Annotated in this window: 7 protein-coding genes; 3 read left to right on the top strand and 4 right to left on the bottom strand. The window is 57.3% G+C overall.

Features of this window, described 5'->3' with window-relative positions; translation table 11 throughout:
- The 3 genes from A3722_RS22475 to A3722_RS24180 form a co-directional block, all read right to left on the bottom strand.
- Positions 1-444, bottom strand: a 444-nt coding sequence (locus A3722_RS22475) for an IS110 family transposase (protein ID WP_150120581.1), incomplete at its 3' end; no start/stop codon positions are given.
- 219 nt (positions 445-663) lie between these two features.
- Positions 664-1,860: a GAF domain-containing sensor histidine kinase gene (locus A3722_RS22470; RefSeq protein ID WP_067622043.1), complete on the bottom strand. Its 1,197-nt coding sequence runs from the start codon at positions 1,858-1,860 to the stop codon at positions 664-666.
- A 215-nt stretch (positions 1,861-2,075) separates the two neighbouring features.
- The gene (locus tag A3722_RS24180; protein ID WP_150119947.1) at positions 2,076-2,261 is read right to left on the bottom strand and encodes a hypothetical protein; all 186 of its coding nucleotides are present in this window, start codon (positions 2,259-2,261) and stop codon (positions 2,076-2,078) included.
- 473 nt (positions 2,262-2,734) lie between these two features.
- On the opposite strand from A3722_RS24180, the gene A3722_RS25050 reads away from it, so the two are divergent.
- Positions 2,735-3,328 carry a hypothetical protein gene (locus A3722_RS25050; RefSeq protein ID WP_082849593.1) on the top strand — a complete coding sequence of 198 codons (594 nt, stop codon included), beginning with the start codon at positions 2,735-2,737 and terminating at the stop codon, positions 3,326-3,328.
- 339 nt (positions 3,329-3,667) lie between these two features.
- Here A3722_RS25050 and A3722_RS22460 read toward each other — a convergent pair whose 3' ends face one another.
- On the bottom strand, positions 3,668-3,979 hold the full coding sequence (locus tag A3722_RS22460; RefSeq protein ID WP_067622040.1) for an ETC complex I subunit: 312 nt from the start codon (positions 3,977-3,979) through the stop codon (positions 3,668-3,670).
- A gap of 63 nt (positions 3,980-4,042) precedes the next feature.
- On the opposite strand from A3722_RS22460, the gene A3722_RS22455 reads away from it, so the two are divergent.
- Complete coding sequence (locus tag A3722_RS22455) at positions 4,043-4,405, top strand: antifreeze protein (protein WP_236627512.1); 363 nt, start codon at positions 4,043-4,045, stop codon at positions 4,403-4,405.
- A gap of 87 nt (positions 4,406-4,492) precedes the next feature.
- The gene (gene uvrB / locus A3722_RS22450) at positions 4,493-6,697 is read left to right on the top strand and encodes an excinuclease ABC subunit UvrB (protein WP_067622037.1); all 2,205 of its coding nucleotides are present in this window, start codon (positions 4,493-4,495) and stop codon (positions 6,695-6,697) included.
- Positions 6,698-6,738: the final 41 nt, after the last annotated feature.

The raw sequence follows: 6,738 nt of genomic DNA, 5'->3' as shown, positions 1-6,738 counted from the left end.
GATGCCGAACTCCGCGACCAGACCACGCAGATTGTTGATGAGTTGCGTTCTTTGGAGCACCAAAAGGTCACGCGCCCGATGTAGCGACAACAGGGATTGCTGCTCGACTGTTTTGGTCGCAACAAACCGCATGGTGGGTCGGGTCACTGCCTCGCAAATTGCTTCGGCGTCAATGGCATCAGACTTACCGCGTTTGACATATGGCTTCACATACATCGGCGGAATCAGCCGAACCTCGTGACCAAGAGCTGTCAGTTCACGGGCCCAATGATGCGCACTGCTGCACGACTCCATGCCAATCAGGCACGGATCCAGTTTTGCAAAGAACGGCAGAAATTGCGCTCGTCGCAGCGGCTTGTTGAACACGACTTCTTCGCTCGCGGTGATCCCATGGACCTGGAAAACGTTCTTGGCCAGATCAACGCCGATTGTGGTAACTTGCATGGGGTGGCTCCTCTCATAAGCAGATTTTGACAACTGCACTATGGCGCATTGCGACGCCGGTTGAAGCAGGAGCCATCCACCCCATCAGCTTGGGGCCGGGAGCGTTTCGGCAGGCTACCGGGACTGTTGATGGGAGCTTGAATTGAGCTGCCCTTGAAAACTGACGCTTAGAGCATCCGTGGCGTGTCGATGATTAGCCCCAACCAACACTCCAGCTCCTCACGTTGTTGTCGCTTCCCGGATGGGCATCTGGAAGGTAAAGACAGTGCGGTTGTCGTCTGATGACACGTCCAGGGTGCCCCCGTGCCCTTTCGCGATTTCGGAGGCGATAAAAAGTCCCAGTCCCAACCCTTCTCGGTTCGGGCGGTCTTTGCGGCGCTCGAAGGGTAGGAAAAGACTGGGCAACATGTCATCAGAAATCTTCTTTCCCGAATTGGTGACCGAGAGCGAAAAGTTCCCTGTTGTCGCGGTGGACTCCACCTGGATGGGCGCACCCGAAGCCCCGTGGGTCACCGCATTCGCCAGAAGGTTCGAAAACATTTGAGATATACGAGGCACGTCACAAGCGATTGGTTCAAGGAGATCAATGTTGGTTACGATCTTCTGGTCCGGTGCCGCTGCTTGAAGTTCTGCGACGATCTGGTGCAGCGCTGGCTTCAGGGTTGAGCTCAAGGTTTTCTCAATTACGATGCCCTCGCCTTGGCGACGGCGGGCCTGATCGAGAAGGTTTTCAATCAGATGCTCCATCCGATTGACTGAGCCACGCATCAGGTTGACCAGCTCAATCGTCTTATCATCGAAATTTTGCCGCGCTATCAGGCGAAGGCCAGCTTTGAGCGCATTGACGGGATTGCGCAGATCATGAGCCAGGATGGCGATAAAACGCTCTTGAATACGGGCCAGCTCTTGTTCTTGCGCCACGGCCTCTCGGCTGGCGGTCAGTTCCTCGTCGGCATCCAGAATCTCCCCGATAATTTGCGCAAAAAGTCTGAACATCGACAGCACGCGGTCATTCTTCAGCTTACGAGGCTGCGGATCGATGGCACACAGAGTGCCGAAGAAGAAGCCGTCCTGGAGATAGATTGGGACAGAGATATAGCCACGAAATCCATAGCGAGCAGGACAGTGGTGGTCGACATAGGTTTCATCGGCGTAGACATCGTCGATAACGATCTCTTGGTTGTATTGCCGCACTTCGTGGCAAAGTGTGCTTTCGACATCCAACTCGTCCCCCGGCATCAGTCCGAATGAAATGTGATCGATAGCACGACAAGTTACCCACCGAGATTCAGTAACGCGTGCGACCGCTGCAAATCCCATCCCAGTAGCCAACGCAACGGTTTCTAAAAGGGTAATAATTGCGTTGCTGCGACCGACAGCGTCGATGTCGGCCCGGAAGTCGTGCTGTTCTAACAAGTGCTACCTCTACTGACCTAAGTTAGGCTCGAGCCGATATCGAACCTTAGCGCGTCGCCAACCCAAAGTCAGCCAGATTAGTGGGCGCCTTTGAAGCACAGCAGGGGATTAAATTCCGCAACGGCAAAGTTTTTCTTACCATGGTGGCGACCAATAGGATGTATCGCCAACTGACTTCCAGCTTATATTGTTGAAATTAGATGGCGCGGACATCGTCAGGCTGTCTTTGAAGTCTTGGAAAGCCCAGCCTGCTCTTGCGACAGCCGGGCTGCACGCAGCCGAGCAGTCTTTTCCAATCGTTGGCTGGTTTCTTTGCCGATGATTTCGGTTGCGGCAGCACTGGTCTGCTCGGCGATAGTCTCTCGTTTTGAGGGTTCTTGAGGGGATTTTCGAACTGTCATCTGTGTCTCTCTTTTCTCGCGCTGAAAGCATAATGGGCTGCTGTGACCTTGAGCTACACCTTCATGATGACTTAGCCCGCGGGGGCCGAAAGGAAACGGACCAAAATGACAAGCTAAGATTGGCCGTTATAGGTCCGCACGGGCCTTGGTTCGAAAGGGGGGCTGGGCGCGGGTGACTTAAGGGGGCTGATCAGACTTTGATATTCTACGCTAAGTCGTTGGCGATTATCCATTGCACTCGCGAAAGCTCCAGTTGGGAGGTCGCAGGCTAAGTTACAGATCCCATGGAAGACGACACAAGATTTACTATTGCTACGAATGGCGGCTTTGTTCGCCGCAGCTGCAGTATTTCGGAACCGGACCGAGCATCCGCTTTGGGCCGAAATTCACGGAAGGGGCGTTGGCCCCATCCTCGAGAATCCAGCGGCACTCTGACCTATCGGCTGGACGAACTGTCTTGCAAGTCGAGGCAGATGGCATATCTGGGCCAGAACATTAGGATGCCAGCCGACAATGCTATTGAGCAACACAACATCACAAGAGAGACCCGGCAAGCACAACATGGCTGGGAGCATCTTTCCAAAGAGGCCCAGCGACTTAAGATCCGTCCTGTCGAGATCATCGAAGCCATCCGCGACGATCGGATCACTCGAGTGGGCAACCACATGGAATGGGAAGGATACGCAGCGGTTCACGTCTATCACGACGAGGTCGCGGTAGTGCTCCTCCCCGACCCTGTCGACGCACAGAGCATCGAAAACTTCGCGAAGGCCGTTGGCATCGGGCAGCTCTCGATCCTCAAACGCATGATCGACGAGGGGCATGTTCAGATAACGATCGTCAAGAACCCGATCACTAAGGTAGATCAGGCCTACTTCACCGCCGAAGACGCCGTCGCCTTCGAAGAAGGCTATACGACGCCCAAGCTGCTGTCACAGACCCATGGTGCATCGTGGCAGGCATTGGTTAGACGGTTACGAGATGCGGGCATCAAGCCCTTTGTTGGCAAGCGTGGTGCTTTCGGGAACGTCTATTTGCGGGAAGCGATAGATCGCATTCTGAGGTAAACATCCGATATTGCTATCATAAAATAGTGGCGCAGGATGAACCTGCGCCATTCTTTTTATTTCCTTCGATCCGCCTGAAAAGCAACCCATGGAAAACCTATGTTGTGATTTCTGGAAAAGGTATGCGGTAACTGACAGTAACTCATAGCGCGGGAGGCATCATTCAAAATAGCCGCAGCTCGAACAGGTCATACAACCATCAACGACGTGAAGCGAGCCCAGTCACGAACCGCTACATGTAGGTACAAATTGCTAAAGCCACACAGCATCTTGGACAATGGTGGAGGTTCGCGGTAATTTTGCCCCGATTACGAGACAACTCTATCCCGATTTACACCCTCAGTGGGTCCACGCCCCACGCCGCCCGGTCGCGAAATTCTCGCCATAGCCACCGGCGCGGATGTTGGGCTTGCGCTTGTTGGGCAGTTGCACCTGCGCGTCGATGCCGTGATCGCGGGCGTATTCTTCGGCGGCTTCGCGGGTGTCGAACTGCAAGCGCACTTGGCTCTGCGTATCATCGGACGAGGTCCAGCCCATCAGCGGGTCAACGCTGCGCGCTTCCGCGGGCGAAAACTCAAGCAACCAAACACGGGTCTTGGCCGTGCCGGAGGACATCGCTGTACGGGCGGGTTGGTAGATACGTGCGCGCATTTCGGGACTCTCGCTTCAGGAACCTCGGGCTTTATCTAATATTCCGTGCCAAGGGGCAAGGGAATGCAGGATCGTGCAAATAAACCCTACCATGCTGCGGTGCAGAGACTACATCATGATTACCTCATTGGAGAGCACGATATGACCCCCTTTTCCTTCTTTGCTTTACAAAGCCAGTTTGCCGCCTTGGCAGTCGAAACCCAGATCGTGATGTCCCTGCGCCTTTTGGCCATGGCCGGTGCGCTGCCCGCGCGCCCCGGTGAAAATAACCGCATGGTCGCCGAGAAAGGCCCCGCCATGGTCAAAGCCTTCAGCGCCGGGACGCAGGCGATGATGCTGGGCAAAAGCCCCGATCAGGTCATGAACGCCTCGCTCGCGCCCCTTGCCCGCAAGGTGCGACAGAATCGCAAACGATTGATGAAGTAGCGGCAAAAGCGCCCTTCGCGGCCCCCTGCCCCTTGAACCCCGCGTGAAAGAGGGCACCTATGGGAAGCTTGACGAAGGATACCCGCGATGCCCTATGCCCATTCCGACAAATCCGAGGGGATGCCGATGCTGGCAAACCCCGCGCCAGACGTGCGCAGTCGCCCCAAGCTGGAGGGCGGCCATAAGTTCAAGCTGGTGACCGAGTTCGCTCCGGCGGGCGACCAGCCCACCGCGATCAAGGAATTGACCGAAGGGGTGAACTCGGGCGAGCGCGATCAGGTGCTTCTGGGCGCGACCGGCACGGGCAAGACTTTCACCATGGCCAAGGTGATCGAGGAAACGCAACGCCCGGCGATCATCCTTGCGCCCAACAAGACGCTGGCGGCGCAGCTTTACGGCGAATTCAAAGGCTTCTTCCCCGACAACGCGGTGGAATATTTCGTCTCATACTATGACTACTACCAGCCCGAAGCCTATGTCGCGCGGTCCGATACCTTCATTGAGAAGGAAAGCCAGATCAACGAACAGATCGACCGGATGCGCCACTCTGCCACCCGCGCGCTGTTGGAGCGTGACGACGTGATCATCGTGGCCTCGGTTTCCTGCATCTACGGCATCGGTAGCGTCGAGACCTACGGCGCGATGACGCAAGACTTGAAAGCGGGCGGCATGTACGACCAGCGCAAGGTGATCGCCGATCTGGTGGCGCAGCAGTACAAGCGCAATGACGCAGCCTTCCAGCGCGGCTCTTTCCGTGTGCGCGGCGACAGCCTTGAAATCTTCCCCGCCCACCTTGATGACCGCGCATGGCGGCTCAGCTTCTTTGGCGAGGAATTGGAAAGCATCACCGAGTTCGACCCGCTGACGGGTGAGAAGACGGACACGTTCGACCAGATCCGCGTCTACGCCAACAGCCACTATGTGACGCCGAAACCGACGATGTCCCAAGCCATCATCGGAATCAAAAAAGAACTGCGCACCCGGCTCGATCAACTGGTCGCCGATGGTAAACTGCTGGAAGCGCAGCGGCTGGAACAGCGCACCAATTTTGACATTGAGATGCTGGAGGCCACCGGCGTCTGCAACGGGATCGAGAACTATTCGCGCTATCTTACGGGCCGCGCTCCGGGTGAGCCGCCCCCCACCCTCTTCGAATTCATCCCCGACAGCGCCATCGTCTTTGCCGATGAGAGCCACGTTTCGGTCCCGCAGATCGGTGGCATGTACAAAGGCGACTATCGGCGCAAATTCACGCTGGCCGAACACGGCTTCCGTCTGCCGTCCTGCATGGACAACCGCCCGCTGAAGTTTGAGGAATGGGACGCCATGCGCCCGCAGTCGGTCTTTGTCTCGGCCACCCCGGCGGCGTGGGAGATTGAGCAGACCGGCGGTGTGTTTACTGAACAGGTGATCCGCCCCACCGGCCTGCTGGACCCCCAAGTCGAGATACGGCCCGTCGAGATGCAGGTCGATGATCTGCTGGATGAGGTCCGCAAAGTCGCCGCCGATGGCTACCGCACGCTTTGCACCGTGCTGACCAAGCGCATGGCCGAAGACCTCACTGAATACATGCACGAACAGGGCATCCGCGTGCGCTACATGCACAGCGATATCGACACGATCGAGCGGATCGAAATCCTGCGCGATCTGCGCTTGGGCGCCTTTGATGTGCTGATCGGGATCAACCTTCTGCGTGAGGGTTTGGACATTCCCGAATGCGGGTTGGTGGCCATTCTCGATGCCGACAAAGAAGGCTTCCTGCGCTCGGAAACCTCACTGATCCAGACCATTGGCCGCGCCGCGCGGAACGCCGAAGGCCGGGTCATCATGTATGCCGACCGCATCACCGGCTCGATGGAACGCGCCATGGGCGAGACTGAGCGCCGCCGCGTTAAGCAGATGGCCTATAACGAAGAGCACGGCATCACCCCCGCGACGGTGAAAAAGAACGTCGAAGACATCCTTGCCGGCCTCTACAAAGGCGATGTGGACATGAACCGCGTCACCGCCAAAGTCGACAACCCGTTGGCGGGCGGCAATTTGCAAACCGTGCTCGACGGGCTGCGCACCGACATGCGCAAAGCGGCCGAGAACCTTGAGTTCGAAGAGGCCGCAAGGCTGCGCGATGAGGTCAAACGGCTGGAGGCGGTGGATTTGGCCGTGGCCGATGACCCGATGGCCCGGCAGCAGGCGGTGGACCGCGCCGTCGATGCGGCCCAACAAGCCTCGGGGCGTAGCACCTCTGGCCGCGGCGGGATGCGCGGCGGCAACGTCAAACGCCGCAAACGGTAACGCAAAAGGGCCGCCCCTTGGGGTGGCCCTTACGCACGATC

It is taken from the genome of Sulfitobacter sp. HI0027, from assembly GCF_001634775.1.
GTDB lineage: Bacteria > Pseudomonadota > Alphaproteobacteria > Rhodobacterales > Rhodobacteraceae > Sulfitobacter.
This window is presented reverse-complemented; position numbering and strand designations above follow the sequence as displayed.